The sequence below is a fragment of the Paralimibaculum aggregatum genome, assembly GCF_030270585.1.
Lineage (GTDB): Bacteria > Pseudomonadota > Alphaproteobacteria > Rhodobacterales > Rhodobacteraceae > Thermohalobaculum > Thermohalobaculum aggregatum.
This window is the reverse complement of the sequence record NZ_BSYI01000007.1, coordinates 51,973-68,045: the sequence shown is the minus strand read 5'-3', so window position 1 is coordinate 68,045 and position 16,073 is coordinate 51,973. Positions and strand designations below refer to the sequence as shown.

The 16,073-nt window shown below is 73.3% G+C and carries 16 protein-coding genes and 1 pseudogene; 9 read left to right on the top strand and 8 right to left on the bottom strand.

Features of this window, described 5'->3' with window-relative positions; translation table 11 throughout:
- Positions 1-78: 78 nt before the first annotated feature.
- From soxA to QSJ97_RS05930, 6 genes are all read right to left on the bottom strand, one after another.
- Positions 79-930: a sulfur oxidation c-type cytochrome SoxA gene (soxA, locus tag QSJ97_RS05955; protein WP_285670742.1), complete on the bottom strand. Its 852-nt coding sequence runs from the start codon at positions 928-930 to the stop codon at positions 79-81.
- Positions 931-955: 25 nt separating this feature from the next.
- Positions 956-1,285: a thiosulfate oxidation carrier complex protein SoxZ gene (gene soxZ, locus QSJ97_RS05950; RefSeq protein WP_285670741.1), complete on the bottom strand. Its 330-nt coding sequence runs from the start codon at positions 1,283-1,285 to the stop codon at positions 956-958.
- Positions 1,286-1,310: 25 nt separating this feature from the next.
- Complete coding sequence (soxY, locus tag QSJ97_RS05945; RefSeq protein WP_285670740.1) at positions 1,311-1,748, bottom strand: thiosulfate oxidation carrier protein SoxY; 438 nt, start codon at positions 1,746-1,748, stop codon at positions 1,311-1,313.
- A gap of 31 nt (positions 1,749-1,779) precedes the next feature.
- Positions 1,780-2,238: a sulfur oxidation c-type cytochrome SoxX gene (gene soxX / locus QSJ97_RS05940; RefSeq protein WP_285670739.1), complete on the bottom strand. Its 459-nt coding sequence runs from the start codon at positions 2,236-2,238 to the stop codon at positions 1,780-1,782.
- Positions 2,239-2,374: 136 nt separating this feature from the next.
- Entirely contained in the window at positions 2,375-2,953 is a 579-nt protein-coding gene (locus tag QSJ97_RS05935) for a SoxW family protein (RefSeq protein ID WP_285670738.1), read from the bottom strand.
- A gap of 24 nt (positions 2,954-2,977) precedes the next feature.
- Positions 2,978-3,712 (bottom strand): cytochrome c biogenesis CcdA family protein, encoded by a 735-nt coding sequence (locus tag QSJ97_RS05930; protein ID WP_285670737.1) that lies wholly within the window; start codon positions 3,710-3,712, stop codon positions 2,978-2,980.
- Positions 3,713-3,815: 103 nt separating this feature from the next.
- Here QSJ97_RS05930 and QSJ97_RS05925 point away from each other — a divergent pair, with 103 nt between their 5' ends.
- The 5 genes from QSJ97_RS05925 (at position 3,816) to QSJ97_RS05905 (ending at position 8,720) form a co-directional block, all read left to right on the top strand.
- Positions 3,816-4,253 (top strand): thioredoxin domain-containing protein, encoded by a 438-nt coding sequence (locus QSJ97_RS05925; RefSeq protein WP_285670736.1) that lies wholly within the window; start codon positions 3,816-3,818, stop codon positions 4,251-4,253.
- Between the two features lie 97 nt (positions 4,254-4,350).
- Positions 4,351-4,740 carry an ArsR/SmtB family transcription factor gene (locus tag QSJ97_RS05920; protein ID WP_285670735.1) on the top strand — a complete coding sequence of 130 codons (390 nt, stop codon included), beginning with the start codon at positions 4,351-4,353 and terminating at the stop codon, positions 4,738-4,740.
- A gap of 91 nt (positions 4,741-4,831) precedes the next feature.
- Positions 4,832-5,857 (top strand): YeeE/YedE family protein, encoded by a 1,026-nt coding sequence (locus tag QSJ97_RS05915; RefSeq protein WP_285670734.1) that lies wholly within the window; start codon positions 4,832-4,834, stop codon positions 5,855-5,857.
- Positions 5,858-6,004: 147 nt separating this feature from the next.
- On the top strand, positions 6,005-7,807 hold the full coding sequence (locus QSJ97_RS05910) for a hypothetical protein (RefSeq protein ID WP_285670733.1): 1,803 nt from the start codon (positions 6,005-6,007) through the stop codon (positions 7,805-7,807).
- Between the two features lie 10 nt (positions 7,808-7,817).
- Positions 7,818-8,720 carry a DMT family transporter gene (locus QSJ97_RS05905; RefSeq protein ID WP_285670732.1) on the top strand — a complete coding sequence of 301 codons (903 nt, stop codon included), beginning with the start codon at positions 7,818-7,820 and terminating at the stop codon, positions 8,718-8,720.
- Between the two features lie 6 nt (positions 8,721-8,726).
- Here QSJ97_RS05905 and QSJ97_RS25215 read toward each other — a convergent pair.
- Positions 8,727-9,677, bottom strand: a pseudogene (locus QSJ97_RS25215) (2,5-dihydroxypyridine 5,6-dioxygenase NicX family protein).
- A 229-nt stretch (positions 9,678-9,906) separates the two neighbouring features.
- Here QSJ97_RS25215 and QSJ97_RS05890 point away from each other — a divergent pair.
- Positions 9,907-11,934 carry a PhoX family protein gene (locus tag QSJ97_RS05890; RefSeq protein ID WP_285670728.1) on the top strand — a complete coding sequence of 676 codons (2,028 nt, stop codon included), beginning with the start codon at positions 9,907-9,909 and terminating at the stop codon, positions 11,932-11,934.
- Between the two features lie 1,191 nt (positions 11,935-13,125).
- Here QSJ97_RS05890 and QSJ97_RS05885 read toward each other — a convergent pair.
- The gene (locus QSJ97_RS05885; RefSeq protein WP_285670727.1) at positions 13,126-13,602 is read right to left on the bottom strand and encodes a MarR family winged helix-turn-helix transcriptional regulator; all 477 of its coding nucleotides are present in this window, start codon (positions 13,600-13,602) and stop codon (positions 13,126-13,128) included.
- Positions 13,603-14,010: 408 nt separating this feature from the next.
- On the opposite strand from QSJ97_RS05885, the gene QSJ97_RS05880 reads away from it, so the two are divergent.
- From QSJ97_RS05880 to QSJ97_RS05870, 3 genes are all read left to right on the top strand, one after another.
- Positions 14,011-14,829, top strand: a complete 819-nt coding sequence (locus QSJ97_RS05880; RefSeq protein ID WP_285670726.1) for a cyclase family protein — start codon at positions 14,011-14,013, stop codon at positions 14,827-14,829.
- Positions 14,829-15,245, top strand: a complete 417-nt coding sequence (locus QSJ97_RS05875; RefSeq protein ID WP_285670725.1) for a carboxymuconolactone decarboxylase family protein — start codon at positions 14,829-14,831, stop codon at positions 15,243-15,245. The genes QSJ97_RS05880 and QSJ97_RS05875 overlap by 1 nt, the downstream gene beginning before the upstream one ends.
- An 84-nt stretch (positions 15,246-15,329) precedes the next feature.
- Positions 15,330-16,028 (top strand): hypothetical protein, encoded by a 699-nt coding sequence (locus tag QSJ97_RS05870; RefSeq protein ID WP_285670724.1) that lies wholly within the window; start codon positions 15,330-15,332, stop codon positions 16,026-16,028.
- Positions 16,029-16,073: the final 45 nt, after the last annotated feature.

The following is a 16,073-nucleotide window of genomic DNA, read 5'->3' as shown; positions in this document are numbered from 1 at the left end:
CGGGCGGCCTTCGCTGTCGGGTCGTCGCTTGCGCCCGCTTCCGGTGGGCAGGAAGCGGGCGCGCCGGCCGCCGGGAGCCTAGTTGCGCACGGCCGGTGTCTCGATCGAGAGCCCCGCGCCGCGGGCCGCGAGATAGGCCTCGAGCGCCACGAACTCGTCGGAGCCGCGCTTGTAGGGCTTGGCGCGGATGTTCTTCATGCAGCCGGAGAAGCGCCGGTGCAGCGAGCCGAGGCCAGACCACTTGAAGCGATAGGTCGGGAAGCCGTTGATCATGCCCTGGGAGAGATGGTCGGCCCGGATCATCTGGCCCCAGTTGTCCTCGTGGCACTGGTTGCAGGCCATGTCGAGCTGGCCGACGCGGGTGTAGTAGAGCTCCTTGCCGCGGGCGATCCAGTCGGCCATCGGGCCTTCGGTCTCGACCGTCATCGGCATCCCGCGCGACTGCAGGCCGATCAGCGCGGTCATGGCGAGCATCTCCTCGCTCTCCCATTTCCACGGCTCGGCGCCCTGGTGCTCGGTGATCGACCAGTTGATCCAGTGCTCCAGCGACCAGGGCTGGCCGGCGGCCTCGTTCCATTTCGGCATGTTGGCGCGCAGCCCCGCGAGGCTGTCGACATCGCCGTGGCAGTCGGCGCAGGACTTCTCGGAGCTGCCCGCCGCGGTATCCCAGAGGTCGAGCCCGTATTCCACCGCGACCATGGCCGGGTTCTCGAAATCGTCGATCTCCAGCGCCTGGGTCTCGTCGGAGCGGAAGCGCCAGCCGGAATAGATCGTGTCGAGCGGATGGTCCTCCGGTGCCGCGACCTCGGTGATCAGGGTCTCGCCCTCGATCACCAGCTGGTCCTCGTCGGGGCCGGGCCCGGCGACGGCGAGACCCGCCACCAGTCCCGTGCCCGCGAACAGCGCGATAGCCGTCTTGATGGGCGTCATGGTTGTCCTCCCTGGGGGCGCCGGCTCAGCCGATCTTGATCTTCTTTTCCTGTGCGTAGACCGAGCCGTCGTCGTCGTGCCACTCGAAGGCCAGCGTGCCCGGCCCCGGCACCGTCATGTCGAAGCTGAAATAGGGGTTGGCCGAGACCGCGGGCTCGACCGCCGCCTCGAACACCGTCTCGCCCTCGAAGCTGGCCACGAAGCGGTTGATGATCTGCCGCGGGATCAGCTCGCCGGTCTTCTTGTCCTTGCGCTGGCCCGATTCCATCGGGTGGCTGATCAGGGTCTTGATGGTGATGACCTCGCCGACCTCGGCCTTGCGGGGCACCTTCACGCGGGGTTTGACTTTCGCCATGGTCCGTCTCCTCCGAATTGCCCGATCAGCCGCCGCAGCCGCCGATGGTGACCTTCACCGTGCGGCTCACCTTGCGGAAGCTGCCGTCCTTCATCTCGGCCACCGCCACGATGTCCTGGGTCTGCGCGAGGCGGATCCGGGTCGAGGCGGCGCTCGCCGCGGCGAGCTTGCCGAAGCGGAAGGTGGCGACGCCCGGGCTCGGGTTGCCGCTGGCCAGCAGCATGATCGCCGCGGCGCCCTCGGCCGCCACCTCGATCGGCACGGTGTTGCCGTTCTCGGCGATCTCGGGCGCGCCGAGATCGATGCCGCCCTCGGTGGTCTCGGCACCGCCGGTGAAGGCGGCGATCGCCTCCTCCACGGTGCCGGCTGCCTCTGCGGGGCGCGGGGCGAGGCCGAGGCCCGTCGCGGCGACCGCCGCCGCCCCCAGCCCCAGCCGCGTGAAGTCACGTCTCGTCATGGTCATGGCATGGCTCCTCCGGCCGGCGCGCGGCCTGTCACTCCTTCAGCGTCCTGAGATAGGCGACGACGTCCTCGACCTGCTGCGCGGTCAGGATCGGCTTGCCCGCGAAATCGCCGAGCGGGCGGTTGAACCCGCTCACCCGGTAGAAGGCCGGCATGATCGTCTGATCGCCGAAGACCTCCTTGGAATTGACCACGATGGCGCGCAGCTCGGCCTCGCTCCAGCGATCCGCGGCGCCGTCGAGCGGCGGCCCCACCTCGCCGTGGAAGGGCTCGTCCGCCAGGTCGGAATTGGCGTGGCAGGCGAGGCAGTTGCCCTGCTTGCGCCCGGCGAAGAGCTGGCGCCCGCGGGCGGCATCCCCAGGCTCGGCGGTGAGCGGCGCGGCCAGCGTGCCATCGGTGATCTGCACCGCGTCCGGGGCGGTCTCGGCGCCTGCCGCAGCGGCGAGGCCGAGGGCGGCGAGCGCCGCCAGCGCGGCTCCGGTTGCCTTCATTTGCGTCTCTCCCTGGGTCGATTCTTCATTTTCATTGCGTGAAACCCTGCCAGAGCGAAAGGACATTCGCAACATCAAATTCATATTCTCGAATGTCATCCCTGCCCCATCGTGCGCACCCGTCGCCCGCGGCGGCTCACAGGCGGCCCGCCGCGCGCAGCTCCTCGATGTGCCGGGCGTGGAACTTCTGGAAGTGCTCGTCGCCCTCGTAGCCCTTCAGCCGCACCCAGCGGAACATGTCGAGCGTCGTCCACTTGCCGAAGGCGCCGGGCATCCGCTCGACCTCGACCTCGGCGACGGTCACGTCATCCTCGGCCACCGTCTCGGGCAGGAAGATCACCGTGGGCGTGAAGCTCACCGCCCAGCGCCGCACCGCCTCGCGCTCGGTCATCGCCTCGCCGTCGAGATCGGTGATCTCCTCGTCGCCGAACATGTTGAGCTGCACCACGACGAAGTTGGCCTTGATGTAGTCGGCCACCTCGGGGTCCGAGAGCACCTCCTCGTGCAGCTTGCGGCAATAGATGCAGCCGTGCTGCTCGACGATGATGGCGAGGCGCTTGCCCTCCCCGGCGGCGGTCTCGAGATCCTCGCGCATGTCCTTGAAGGTGACGGCGAACCAGTCCTTGTGGTGCAGCGCGCCGGGGGCGGGCTCCTCGGCGGCGGCGGCCAGCGGCAGCGTCAGGAGCAGGGCGGCGGCGGCAAGGCGTCTGAGCATCGGATCCTCCCTTGATGTCTCGTGTCAGCCCGCGACGGGCACGAAGCCGATCATCCAGTTGGCGATGTCGGGAATGAAATTGCCGATGAAGAGCACGCCGGTCAGCACCAGCACCGCGCCCATGCCGCGCTCGACCCAGCCCATGTGGCGGCGGAAGCGGCGCATCAGCCCCATGAAGGGCCCGGCGAAACCGGCGGCCAGCACGAAGGGCGCGCCCATCCCCACGGCATAGGCGCCGAGCAGCGAGGCGCCCTGCCAGGCGGTCTCCTCGCCGGCGGCGGTGAACAGGATCGCCGCCAGCACCGGGCCGACGCAGGGCGTCCAGCCGAAGCCGAAGGCGAGGCCGACGAGATAGGCGCCGAGCATCCCGGCCGGGCGGCGCTCCACCTCGAGCCGGGCCTGGCGGTAGAGCAGCGGAATCCGGATCACCCCGAGGAAATGCAGGCCGAAGACCAGGATCATCACCCCGGCGGCGATTCGCAGCGTGTCGAAATGGCGGCTGACCGCCTGGCCGAGCGTGCTCGCGGTGGCGCCGAGCAGCACGAAGACGGTGGCGAAGCCGAGCGCGAAGGCCAGCGCGGCGAGCATGATGCGCCGCTGCGCGCCGGGCGGGCGGCTGCCCTCGGCGCCGGTCAACTCGTCGAGGCTGACCCCGGCCAGGAAGCAGAGATAGGGCGGCACGATCGGCAGCACGCAGGGCGAGGCAAAGGAGGCCAGCCCGGCCAGCGCCGCGCCCATCAGCCCGACATCGAATTCCATGCGCCGCTCCCCGTTTGCCTGTCCGACCTCTCAGCGGGTCGATTGCCAGAAAGACATTCTTGAATTAGAATATGTTTATTCCACAGTCCGGAGTTGGTCAACCATGTCCTGCCGCGCCCTTCTGGCCCTGATCGCCGTGCTGCTCGGGCCGGCCGCCCCGGCGGCGGCGGGCGAGCTGCGCCTGCTGATGCTCGACCAGCAGGGCTGCGAATGGTGCGAGCAGTGGGATGCGGAGGTCGGCGTAGTCTATGACCGCACGGCGGAGGGCCGGCAGGCGCCGCTGCTCCGCGGGCGCATCCACGACCCGCTGCCCGAGGGCGTCGCGCTGGCGCGCCGGGCGCATTACACCCCCACCTTCGTGCTGCTCGAGGACGGCGCCGAGATCGGCCGCATCGAGGGCTATCCGGGGGAGGACTTCTTCTACGGCATGCTCGGGCGGCTGCTGGCCCGCGCCCGGCCGCCGGATGCCGGGCCGCCCCCCGCCCCCCTGCCCGCGCGGCCGCCGGCGCCGCGCGCCACCAGGGCCGGAGACGGGTCGTGAGCCAAGCCGCGGCGCCGGCCCGCCGCCCGCGGGGCTGGGCGCCGCGGCGAAACCCGTATAAGACTGTTCCGCAGGCGACGAAAACCCGGGTCCGTTCATGCCGCTGCCGTCCTTCGACGACAACCTCTCCGCCGACGAGCTTGGCCGGATGATGCAGAACGCCCGCCATGCCACCGATTTCCTCAAGGCGCTGGCGCATGAGGGGCGGCTGATGATCCTCTGCTACCTGGCCTCCGGCGAGCGCAGCGTCACCGAGCTCGAGCAGCTGCTCTCGCAGCGCCAGGCGGCGGTGAGCCAGCAGCTCGCGCGGCTGCGCCTCGAGGGGCTGGTGGAGAACCGGCGCGAGGGCAAGGTGATCTACTACCGGCTGGTCGACGGCCGCGTGCGCCAGATGATCGAGCTGGTCTACGAGCTCTTCTGCCAGGAAGAGGAGGAGGCCGGCAGGCCCCGGCCCGGGCGGCCCGGGCCTCCCGGGCGGGGCGACTGAGCGCTTGCGCTTGCCGGCGGCGCCGCGGCGGCGCTAGGCTCGAACGAAACACATGGGGAGAGACGCCGTGATTGGCCTCGACGGAGCCGGCATGGCAGCGCTCGCCGGGCTCGCCGGCGGCATGGCGCTCGGGCTCGCCGCCCGGCTCGGCCGGTTCTGCGTGATGGGCGCGATCGAGGATGCCGCGCTCGGCGGCGACACCGGGCGCCTCCGGATGCTGCTGCTGGCCGGCGCGGCGGCGATCGGGCTGACCGCGCTGCTGGCGACGGCCGAGATGGTCGATCCGGCGGCGACGCTCTATCTGCGGCTGCCCTGGTCGCCGCTCGGCGCGGTGCTCGGCGGGCTGATGTTCGGCTTCGGCATGGCGCAGGTCGGCACCTGCGGCTTCGGCGCGCTGGCGCGGGCCGGCAGCGGCGATCTGCGCTCGGTCTTCGTGGTGATCGTGGTCGGCATCTTCGGCTATGCGGTGCTGGTGGGGCCGCTGGCCGGGCTGCGCCTCGCGCTGGTGCCGCCCGAGGGCGCGGCGCCGCAGGCGATGAGCGCCTGGCTCGGCGCCCGGCTCGGGCTCGGGCCGCTGCTGCCGGCGCTGGCGATCGCCGGCGGGCTGGCGGCGGCGGCGCTGCTGCAGGCGCGCGGGGCGCTGGCGCCGCGCCAGGCGGCGCTCGGCCTCGGCGTCGGTGCCACGGTGGCGCTCGCCTGGGCGGCCACCGCCCATGCCGGGCGCGACGGGTTCGACATGGTGGCGGTGGAGGGCTTCAGCTTCGTCGCGCCGCTCGGCGAGACGCTGCATCTCGCGATGGCCGGCGATGCCGCCGGGGTGCTCGACTTCTCGGTCGCCGCGGTGCTCGGCGTGGTGCTGGGCTCGGCGCTCGGCTCGGCGATCCGCGGCGAGTTCCATTGGGAGGCCTGCGACGACGCGCGCGAGCTGCGCCGGCAGCTTCTCGGCGCGGCGCTGATGGGGGTGGGCGGCGTGCTGGCGCTCGGCTGCAGCATCGGCCAGGGGCTCTCGGCGCTCTCGGTGCTGAGCCCGAGCGCGCCGGTGGTGATGGCGGCGATCTTCGTCGGCGCGCGGATCGGGCTCTACCTGCTGGTGGAGCGTACCACCCGGGTGTCCTGAGCGGGTCTCCCGGGCGGGCCTCCCGCGCCGGTCTCCGGGGCCGGTCTCCCGCGCCGGTCTCCGGGGCCGCCGGCCCGGCACGGGGGCATGGCTTGCACCCGGCGGGGCGCAGGTCCATTGTCGCAACGCCTGCCCCGAGGAGCCGCCATGCCCGACACCCCCATCGGCCGGATCGCCCCGCGTCGCCGCGACGCGGCGGTCGCCGCCCATGTCACCGCCCCGATGGCCGGGCACCGCTCGGCCCGCGCCGGCGAGGCGCCGCTCCCGGGCCGCGACATGACCGCGGGGCTCGACCGGCCGCTGCCCGCGGCGGGGGCCCCGGCGCCGGAGCCCCCCCTGCCCCGCTGGGGGCGCCATGGCCCAACCGCGCCCGGCCGGCTCTTCGCGCGGCCGGGCCGGCCGGCGGGCGAGCAGCCCTTCGCTGACCCCGCCCATGCCCCGGAGGATGGCGACCAGCCGCAGCTCGGGCTCTCCCCTGCGCCGCGGCGCCGCGGCCCGAAGCCCGAGCGCGGCCCGCTCCGCCACCTGCGGCCGCAGCGCGGCCCCGACCGCTCCGCCCCCGGCCGGCTACCGCAAGGAGCGGGGGCGGACGCGCGCCCCCTCCCGCTGAGCCACCACGCACGCCTCCTCCCGCTGTGCCACCACGCGCGCCTCCTCCCGCTGTGCCACCACGCGCGCCGCCGCACCGCCTGCCCGGCATCCGCGCGCCGCTGCTGCGCGCCGACCCGCCGGCCCGGCCATGCCCTGCTCCGAGCACCATCGCCGGCTCGGCCCTCCAGCGCGAGCGGCCGCCACATCGGCAGATCGGCAGCGCAGCGCCGGCTCGGCCCGCGCGGCCCGGCGATCCGCACCCATGCGGCAAGACCGAAGCCCGGGACGAAGCCGCCGAAGCCCCGGTGGCTGGAGAAACCGCTGCGCCGGCTCCCGCCGAACGGCCGGCTCGGCATCCGCAGTCATGCAGCGGCGCCGGAGTTCGGAACAAGGGCACTGAAGCCCGGGCGGCTGGAGAAGCCGCTACGCCGTTTCCTGCCGAACGGCGGGCTCGGCATCCGCGGCCGTGCGATGCTCCCGGAACTCGGGACAAGGGCGCCAAAGATCCGGCGGCTGGAGAAGCTGCTGCGCCGGTTCCTGCAGAAAGGCGGGCTCGGCATTCACGGCCATGCGGTGCTGCCGGAGCTTGGGACAAGGGCACCGAAGCCCCGGCGGCTGGAGAAGCTGCAGCGCCGTCTCCTGCCGAACGGCGGGCCCGGCATCCGCGGTCTGAGGCCGGGTGGTTGTGGCGGCGGACCGCGACCCGGCCGGGCGGCTGGCGTCGGCGGCGCGGCATTTGCACCCCGCCGAATCGGCGCCGCGCGGCGCTGCGCGTCGGGCCCGGTGCCGGCGGATCTCGCGATGCCCGGCGTGCCGCCCCGGCGGGGGCCGGCGGATCTGCCGGGGGCGATCCTGCGCCGGCCCGCGGCCGGCCCGGTCGCCCCGGTTGCCCCAGTTGCTCCGGCCGGCCCGGTTGCCACAGCCGCCCCGGATGCCCCAGCCGGACTGGTTGCCACAGCCGCCCCGGATGCCCCAGCCGGACTGGTTGCCCCGGCCGGCCCGGTTGCCCTGGCCAGCCTGGTTGCCCCGGCCGCCCCGGATGCCCTAGCCGGACTGGTTGCCGCAGCCGCCCCGGATGCCCCGGCCGACCCGGCTGCCCCGGTTGTCCCGGCCGCCCCGGATGCCCCGGCCGGACTGGTTGCCCCAGCCGCCCCGGATGCCCTAGCCGGACTGGTTGCCCCGGTCGGCCCGGTTGTCCCGGCCGGCCTGGTTGCTCCGGCCGCCTCGGCCGGCCCGGATGCCCGGGCGGCGATCGGCGGCGGGCCGCGCCCTGCCCGCCGCGGCGCCGGACGCCTCGGGCGCGGCGCCGGCGGCTTCCGCGCCGGGCCGCCGGCGCCGCGGCCGGGCAGCCCGGCATGAGGGCCGCCGCATGAGGGCCGAGGTCTTGCCGGACCGCCGCGCCGCGCTCCGGGCGCATGGCGCGATGGCGCTGTTCGCCGCGATGGTCTCGGTCTCCTTCTCGCTCGGCGGCCGCGCCGCGCCCTTCATCGACCCCGGCGCGATGACCGCCGGGCGCTTCGCGATCGCCGCCGGGATCTCGCTCGCCGTCGCCGGCGCGCTGATCCGCGCCCGGCATTTCCGCGCGCCCTGGCGCTACCTGCTGCTGGGCGGCATGTTCGCGAGCTATTTCGTGCTGATGTTCGAGGCGCTGCGGCTGACCGATCCGGTCTCCACCGCGGCGATCTTCACGCTGACCCCGGCGATGTCGGCGGTCTTCGCCTGGTTCCTGCTGCGCCAGACCACGCCGCTCTGGACGCTGGCGGCGCTGGGCATCGGCGGCGCCGGCGCGATCTGGGTGGTGTTCCGCGGCGATGTCGAGGCGCTGCTCGGCCTCGACTTCGGCCTCGGCGAGCAGCTCTTCCTGCTCGGCTGCGCGATCCATGCGCTCTACACGCCGATGGTGCGCCGGCTCAGCCGCGGCGAGCCGGCGGCGGTGTTCGGCCTCGGCGTGCTGCTCGGCGGGCTGCTGACCTCGCTGGCCTGGTCGGCGCCGGCGGTGTCCGGGACCGACTGGCTGGCGCTGCCGGCGGTGGTCTGGATCGCCATGCTCTATCTCGGCGCGGCGGCGACGGCGGCGACCTTCTTCCTGATGCGCTATGCCACCATGCGCCTGCCCTCGGCCAAGGTGCTGGCCTATGGCTATCTGGTGCCCTCCTTCGTGATCCTCTGGGAGGGGATCTTCGCGGGCGACTGGGTCGGCATGCCGGTCTGGCTCGGGGTCGGCGCGACGCTGGCGGCGCTGGTCATGCTGCTGGCGCCGGACCGGGCCTGAGCCGGCTCAGGGCCGCTCCTCGAAGACGCTGCGGCCGCGCCCGACCAGCGGCGCGCCGCCAGGCGTGACGCCGGGGTCGCGCAGCACCAGGTCGAGATGCACCGGCGAGCGCACCTGCCCGCCGAAGACCGTGTTGTCGCCGATCGCGAGATGCACCTGGCCGCGGCGTTTCCTGACCTCCTCGAAGGTGCCCTGCGGCCGGCAGTGCGGGTCGAGGCCGATGCCGGACGCCGCGAGGTTGCCGGCCCCCGGCACGGCCGCGACGATGGCGCGCAGCCGCTCGGCGGCGCGGCCCCCGCCGGCGATCTCCAGCACCCGACCGGCGCGCACCCTGCGGCGGATCGGCGCCTCGGGTCAGCCGATCACCGCGCCCGGCCCGTCGATCACGAAGACCCCCTCGGCCAGGCCCTCGAGCGGGCGCAAGGAGACCCCGGCGCCGGAGAAGGCGGCGGTCTCCCCGGGCGCCCGGGCCGGCCCGCATTCGACGAAGACCGCGTCTTGGGCGATCGGCGCGGCGATCTCGGTGCCGGCGGCGGAGGTGATGCGCATCGCCCGCCCGGCCGCCCGGCGCGCGCGCAGGCGCAGCCCCTCGGCATGCAGCGCCGGATGGTCGGCCAGCGCGCCGCCGCCGGTGAAGATCGCCATGTCGCGCATCACCATGGAGAGGAAGCGCAGCCGCTTCGCCGCCAGCAGCGCCCTGACCGCCGGGGCATCGACCGGCGCGCCGCCGGAGCCGGCTATGGCGATCGGCACATCCGCCGCCTCCAGCGCCCTGGCGATCATCGGGCAGAGGTCGTTCTTGCGCTCGGCCGGGCGCGAGGGCTGGGTCAGGAGCGCCGGCTCGAGGCCGTCGCCGCGCAGCACCTGCCGGAGCGCCGCCACCATCGGCGCCGGGCTCGCCGCGTCGCGCATGATGGCGACCCGCTCGCCGGGCCGGATGGCGAGCAGCTCCCGCACCACCAGCCGCGCGCTGCCGCCGTCAGCCCGCGTCCGCCCATGCCCGGCCTCCCTGCCGAACCACGCAACAGGGGAGCCGAAGGCACGCGCCGGCACAGGCGCGCCGGCCGCTCCCGCGCCGGAGGTTTCAGGAAACCGTCATGCCGGTGCAGGATTTCCGCGCTAGGCTCCGGCGTGACGCGGGCCGGCGCCGATGCCCCCGCGCACCGAGCCAGCGAGAGGCCATGCCATGGACCGCAAGCAGATCGTCTCCGATCCCGGGATCGGCAACAGGGCCGAGGCCTACGAGGCCTTCGACGACATCCCGACCAACCCCAACCTGGGCGACACCATCGGCGACGTGATCCACCGCCGCCACGGCCGCCGCGCGGTGATGCGCGGGGCGCTCGCCGTCTCCGCCGCCACCGCGCTCTTCGGCACCGCCGCGCTGATGCAGGCGCCGGGCGCCCGCGCCGCGGCCGGCGGCGGCACCCGCTTCGCCTTCCCCGAGCTCGCCGCCGGGATCGACGAGACGCACCACATCGCCGAGGGCTACGACGCGCGGATCCTGCTGCGCTGGGGCGACCCGGTCTTCGCCGATGCCCCGCCCTTCGACCCGCACCGGCAGAGCGCCGAGCGCCAGCTCGCCCAGTTCGGCTACAACAACGACTATGTCGGTTTCGTGCCGCTCGACCCGGCGGGCCGCCGCGGCCTGCTCTGCGTCAACCACGAATACACCAACGAGGAGGTGATGTTCCCCGGTCTCGGCCGGCAGGACCGGGCGGATTTCGCGGGCACCACGAAGGCGATCGCCGAGACCGAGATGGCCGCGCATGGCGGCACCGTGGTCGAGATCGCCCGCGGCGCCGACGGGCACTGGGCGGTCGAGCTCGCGAGCCGCTACAACCGCCGCATCACGCCGCTGACCACCAGGATGGCGATCGACGGCCCCGCCGCCGGGCACGACCGGATGAAGACCGCCGCGGATGCCGCCGGCACCGAGGTGATCGGCACGCTCAACAACTGCGCCGGCGGCATCACCCCCTGGGGCACCTACCTGATGGCCGAGGAGAACTTCCACGGCTATTTCTGGACCGACAGGCTCGATGCCGACGGCCGGCCCGACCTCTCCGCGCAGCCGCAGGCCGCCGCGATGAAGCGCTACGGCGTGCCCGGCCGCTGGTATGCCTGGGGCAAGTGGCACGAGCGCTTCAACATCGACATCGAGCCGAACGAGCCGAACCGCTTCGGCTACATCGTCGAGGTCGATCCGCTCGACCCCGAAAGCCGGCCGGTGAAGCACACCGCGCTCGGCCGCTTCCGCCACGAGGGCGCCGAGAGCATCGCCAACCCGGACGGCCGCGTGGTGATCTATTCCGGCGACGACAACCGCTTCGACTATCTCTACCGCTTCGTCTCCGCCGGCACCATCGGCGCGGACCGCGCGGCCAACATGGCCCTGCTCTCCGAGGGCACGCTCTCGGTCGCCCGCTTCAACGACGACGGCAGCATGGACTGGCTGCCGCTGGTGCACGGCCACGGCCCGCTGACCGCGGAGAACGGCTTCCACTCGCAGGCCGACATCGCCATCGACACCCGGCTCGCCGCCGACCTGCTCGGCGCCACCCCGATGGACCGCCCCGAGGACGTGCAGCCGGGCGAGGGCCACGTCTATGTCATGCTGACCAACAACACCCGGCGCCGGCCGGGCGACGAGAACGCCGCCAACCCGCGCCCGGAGAACCGTTTCGGCCATATCATCGAGCTCGCCGTGCCGGAGGGCGACCATGCCGCCGACCGGATGACCTGGGAGATCATCGTGAAATGCGGCGATCCGGCCATCGCCGAGGTCGGCGCGCAATGGGGCCCGGCGACCTCGGAGAACGGCTGGTTCGGCTCGCCGGACAACGCCGCCATCGACGCCATGGGCCGGCTCTGGATCTCCACCGACCAGGGCAGCAGCTGGCCCCGGACCGGCCGCGCCGACGGGCTCTATGCGCTGGAGACCGGGGGCGAGGCCCGCGGCTCCTCCCGGCTCTTCTTCCGCTGCCCGATCGGCGCCGAGCTCTGCGGCCCCTGTTTCACCGCCGACCAGGAGACGCTGTTCCTCGCCGTGCAGCACCCCGGCACCGACGGCACCACCAGCTATCCCGGCTTCGAGCGCGCCTCGACCTTCGAGGACCCGGCGACCCGCTGGCCGGATTTCGACCCCGCCATGCCGCCGCGCCCCTCGGTGCTGGTGGTGACGAAACGGGGCGGCGGCCGGATCGCGGTCTGACCGGAGCGCGGGCCCCGGCCGCGGCCGCCGAAACCGCCGGGCGCGCCTTGCCCGGCCCGGCCGGACGGTTCGGCTGGACCGTCCGAAGCGCACCCGTCGGCACGAAACGCCGGCGGGGAGCACCGGAGAGGACTGCGCCAACACCATGCGGCAGACACACCCGGAGAGACCGCCCGGCGGGACATGCGTCAGGGACCTTCGGGGCGAAGCTCCGGCAGGAACGCCCGGCGGCTTCGGAGAGAACGTCCGGCAGGGACACCCGGAGAGACCGTCCGGCGGGACATGCAGCAGGGACCTCCGGGGCGGAGATCCGGCAGGAACATCCGGCGGCTTCGGAGAGAACGTCCGGCAGGTACGTCTGGAGAGGCCGTCCGGCGGGACATGCGGCGGGGACCTCCGGGGCGGAGCTCCGGCAGGAACGTTCGGCGGCTTCGGAGAGAATGTCTGGCAGGAGCGTCTGGAGAGACCGCCCGGCGGGACATGCGGCGGGGACCTTCGGGGCGGAGATCCGGCAGGAACATCCGGCGGCTTCGGAGAGAACGTCCGGCAGGTACGTCTGGAGAGACCGTCCGGCGGGACATGCGGCACGGACCTTCGGGGCGGAAATCCGGAAGGAACGTCCGGAGGCTTCGGAGAGAATGTCTGGCAGGAACGTCTGGAGAGACTGTCTGGCGGGACATCTGGCAGGGACATCCGGGGCGCAGGTTCGGAGCGAACTTCCCGCCGGAACTTTCTGCCAGCGCGTTGCGGATGTTCGGCGGGAACCTTCGGCGAGCGCGTTGGGAACTTCCGGCCGGAACCTGCGCCGAGCGCGTTGCGTTTGTTCGGCGGGAACCTTCGCCGAGCGTGTTCGCCGGGGCTGTCCGGCGGGGCCTTCGCGCGGGCGGCTGGGGAGGGATATTCGGCGCGGCGTTTCGACCGCGCCCGAACCGGCCGGCATGCCCGAACCGGCCCCCGAACCTGCCGGGGCGCATGGCGCCGGCAGGCGTCTGCGCATCCGCCCCCGCAGGCCGCGGGAGGGATGCAGGGCCCGCCGGGGCGCATGGCGCCGGCAGGCGCTTGCGCACCCGCCCCCGCAGGCCGCGGGAGGGATGCAGGGCGGGATGGATGCAGGCAACGCGGCCCGGCGCTCCGGCCCCCGGACCCGAGGGCCGCAGCGGCGGGGTCCGCGCCCCGCCCAGCGCGCGCCGATCAGGCGGTGGCGCAGCTCACCGTGGCCAGCCGCGGGGTCTCGATCGCGTCGAGATCGCCCGCATCGGACATCTGGTTGACCAGGCTGACCAGCTCCTCGCGCAGCTCCACATAGGTCTCGTGCGGGAGCTGGGTCTGGCAGGCGACCTGCTGCTGCGCCCGGTAGGCGGCGGCCTCGAGCTCGGCGCCGGTCTGGGTCAGCGACACGAAGATGCGCCGGCGGTCGCCCTTGTCGCGCTCGCGCCGCACCAGGCCCTGCGCCTCCAGCCGGTCGACCAGCGGGCTCAGCGCGTTGGGCGGCAGGCTCAGCCGGTCGGCGATGTGGCGAATCGGCGAGACCCCGTCCTGCCACAGGACCAGCATCACGAGGTACTGAGGATAGGTCAGTCCGATATCCCGCAGCAGCGGGCGGTAAGCCCGGGTGACCGCATTGGTCGCGGCGTAGAGCGCGAAGCAGAGCTGATCGTCGAGTCGCAATCGATTTTCACCAGACATTTCCATATCCTCGCCTTTTATAAAGCGCAGATTTGGCCGTGCGCAGCCTGCGGCGTCAAGCACAACCTTTCTTGGTCGACCATATGCATAGCTGCCATGATCACGCCGCATAGGATCTGAATCCCGCGTGCAGCACCTCGATATGGCACGAATGCACCATTGAGTGGAAGCAAATTCCAGCATGCCGCCGGCAAATCCATCCACGGGCCGGATCGCGCCGCGGCGCTCGACATTGCAGGGAAATCCGCCCTAGGCTCGGCGCGGGGGTCCGGCGCGAACCCGGCTTCGCGCTCCCGGGGCTCCCGCGCGCAGCCGCTGCGCCGTGCGGACCCGACGCCCTCGCCGGGTCCGGTTGCCAGAGCCAGGACCCGAGCCAGGGAGAAACCGACTATGTGCCATGCCTGCGTCACCAACGCGGTGAAGAACCGCATGCTCTCGCGCCGCGAGCTGTTCCGCGCCGCCCCCGCCGCCGCCCTCGGCGCCGCCGCGGCGACCGGGCTCGCCGCCCCCGCCGCCCTCGCCCAGGGCGCCGCGCGGGTGGTCGACATGACCCACACCCTGAGCCCGGACTTCCCGACCTATGGCGGGCCGCCGGGAATCTCGATGGACCAGCAGTTCAACTTCGCCGAACACGGCTACAACCTCTTCCAGATGACCATCGACGAGCACACCGGCACCCATGTCGATGCGCCGCTGCACTTCTCCGCCGACGGGCTCTCGGTCGACGAGATCCCGGTGGAGAACCTGGTCTGCCCGCTCTGCGTGGTCGATATCCGCGAGAAGGCCGCGGCGAGCCCGGATGCCGAGCTGACCCCGGACGACATCAAGGCCTGGATCGCCGCGCATGGCGAGATCCCCGACGGCGCCTGCGTCGCGCTGCATTCCGGCTGGCAGGCGCATCTCGGCACCGAGAGGTTCCGCGGCGCCGATGCCGAGGGCACGCAGCACTATCCGGGCTTCCATGTCGAGGCGGCGCAGATGCTGCTCGAGACCGGCGCGGCGGGCATCGCCGTCGACACGCTCTCGCTCGACATCGGCAGGTCGGCCAGCTTCGACACGCATTACGCCTGGCTGCCGGCGAACCGCTGGGGCCTCGAGAACATCGCCAATCTCGACGCGGTGCCGGCATCCGGCGCGACGCTGGTGCTCGGCGCGCCGAAGCACAAGGGCGGCACCGGCGGCCCGGCCCGCGTGCTGGCGCTGGTCTGATGGCGACGGTCCCGCTGGTCTCCGATGCCGCGGCCTCTCCGGAGGTCGCGGCGGTCTTCGCCGATATCCGCGAGACCCGCGGGACCGAGCACATCAACAACTTCTGGCGCGCCCTCGCCGCCGCCGACCCGGCGCTGCTGGCGGCCACCTGGGCGCGGCTCAAGGCGGTGATGGTGGAGCAGCGCGAGGGCGGGCTCGACCCGCTGACCAAGGAGCTGGTCTATCTCGCGGTCTCGATGGCCAATGGCTGCGACTACTGCATCCACAGCCACACCGCGGCGGCGCGGGCCAAGGGCGCCAGCGCGGCGCAGCTCGCCGATCTCTATGCCGTGCTCGCCATGGCGGTGCAGACCAATGCGCTGGTCACCGCGCTCGGCGTGCCGGTCGATCCCGGCTTCCAGGCGGAGGCCGACTGATCCGCGCCACGATCCCGAGCACAGCCCCCGCCCCGAGCAGAGCCCCCGTCCCAAGCAGAGCCCCGCAACGCCAGAGGTGACCGGATGCAGATCGCCTGCCCCCAGCCCGCGCTCCCCGCACCCGCGCCCGCCGCACCGGCGCTCCCCGCACCCGCGCTCGCGATCCTTGCGCTTCTCGCCGCAGGCCCGGCGGCCGCCGCCTGCCCCACCGCGGCGGATCTCGAGGCCGGCATCGAGGCGGTCTACAGCGACGGCTTCGTCACCCGCTACAGCCGCAGCGGGCCGGACCGGGTGCTCGAGCTGAACGCCGCCGCCGATGGCGGGCAGGAGTTCTATACCGAGAGCCACGAGGGCCTGCTGATCCTGCGCGAGGGCGACAGCGCCAATGGCCGCCCGCTGCCCGGGACCGAGACGCGCTATCGCTACCTGCCGCCGGTGGAGGAGCTGCCGGAGATCCGCGCCGGTGCCGCCTTCAGCGCCGCCTACTGGGCGCTCAGCGGCGCCGAGGCGACGCCCTTCGTGCTGCCGGAGAAGGTCTCGGTGCGGGCCGCCGAGGCCGAGGCGATGGCGCTCGGCGCCTGCCGCTTCGAGATGCTCGACGTGGAGATGCGCTGGATCGGCACCGAGGGCACCACGGTCTCGCGGCTCGGCTATCTCACCGAGCTCGGCATCGCGCTGCTGCTCGGCAGCAGCACCGTCGGCCGGCCGGAGCTCGACGAGCGCTATACCCCGGTGGATCTCCGGCTGGCCGGCGGCGAGGGCGAGACCGGGCGCAACAATTGAAACCCTGACCCGGGGCGCGCGACATCGCCCTGACACCGGCGCGGC

What these genes read in the sequence shown, in the direction of transcription:
- QSJ97_RS05910 (WP_285670733.1), top strand. Translation starts at nt 6,005, where the DNA reads ATGCCCGACACCCCCATCGGCCGGATCGCCCCGCGTCGCCGCGACGCG.
- QSJ97_RS05880 (WP_285670726.1), top strand. Translation starts at nt 14,011, where the DNA reads ATGTGCCATGCCTGCGTCACCAACGCGGTGAAGAACCGCATGCTCTCG.
- QSJ97_RS05935 (WP_285670738.1), bottom strand. Translation starts at nt 2,953, where the DNA reads ATGCTCAGACGCCTTGCCGCCGCCGCCCTGCTCCTGACGCTGCCGCTG.
- soxA (WP_285670742.1), bottom strand. Translation starts at nt 930, where the DNA reads ATGACGCCCATCAAGACGGCTATCGCGCTGTTCGCGGGCACGGGACTG.
- QSJ97_RS05890 (WP_285670728.1), top strand. Translation starts at nt 9,907, where the DNA reads ATGGACCGCAAGCAGATCGTCTCCGATCCCGGGATCGGCAACAGGGCC.
- QSJ97_RS05905 (WP_285670732.1), top strand. Translation starts at nt 7,818, where the DNA reads ATGAGGGCCGAGGTCTTGCCGGACCGCCGCGCCGCGCTCCGGGCGCAT.
- soxZ (WP_285670741.1), bottom strand. Translation starts at nt 1,285, where the DNA reads ATGGCGAAAGTCAAACCCCGCGTGAAGGTGCCCCGCAAGGCCGAGGTC.
- QSJ97_RS05930 (WP_285670737.1), bottom strand. Translation starts at nt 3,712, where the DNA reads ATGGAATTCGATGTCGGGCTGATGGGCGCGGCGCTGGCCGGGCTGGCC.
- QSJ97_RS05870 (WP_285670724.1), top strand. Translation starts at nt 15,330, where the DNA reads ATGCAGATCGCCTGCCCCCAGCCCGCGCTCCCCGCACCCGCGCCCGCC.
- soxY (WP_285670740.1), bottom strand. Translation starts at nt 1,748, where the DNA reads ATGACCATGACGAGACGTGACTTCACGCGGCTGGGGCTGGGGGCGGCG.
- QSJ97_RS05925 (WP_285670736.1), top strand. Translation starts at nt 3,816, where the DNA reads ATGTCCTGCCGCGCCCTTCTGGCCCTGATCGCCGTGCTGCTCGGGCCG.
- QSJ97_RS05915 (WP_285670734.1), top strand. Translation starts at nt 4,832, where the DNA reads ATGGCAGCGCTCGCCGGGCTCGCCGGCGGCATGGCGCTCGGGCTCGCC.
- QSJ97_RS05875 (WP_285670725.1), top strand. Translation starts at nt 14,829, where the DNA reads ATGGCGACGGTCCCGCTGGTCTCCGATGCCGCGGCCTCTCCGGAGGTC.
- soxX (WP_285670739.1), bottom strand. Translation starts at nt 2,238, where the DNA reads ATGAAGGCAACCGGAGCCGCGCTGGCGGCGCTCGCCGCCCTCGGCCTC.
- QSJ97_RS05920 (WP_285670735.1), top strand. Translation starts at nt 4,351, where the DNA reads ATGCCGCTGCCGTCCTTCGACGACAACCTCTCCGCCGACGAGCTTGGC.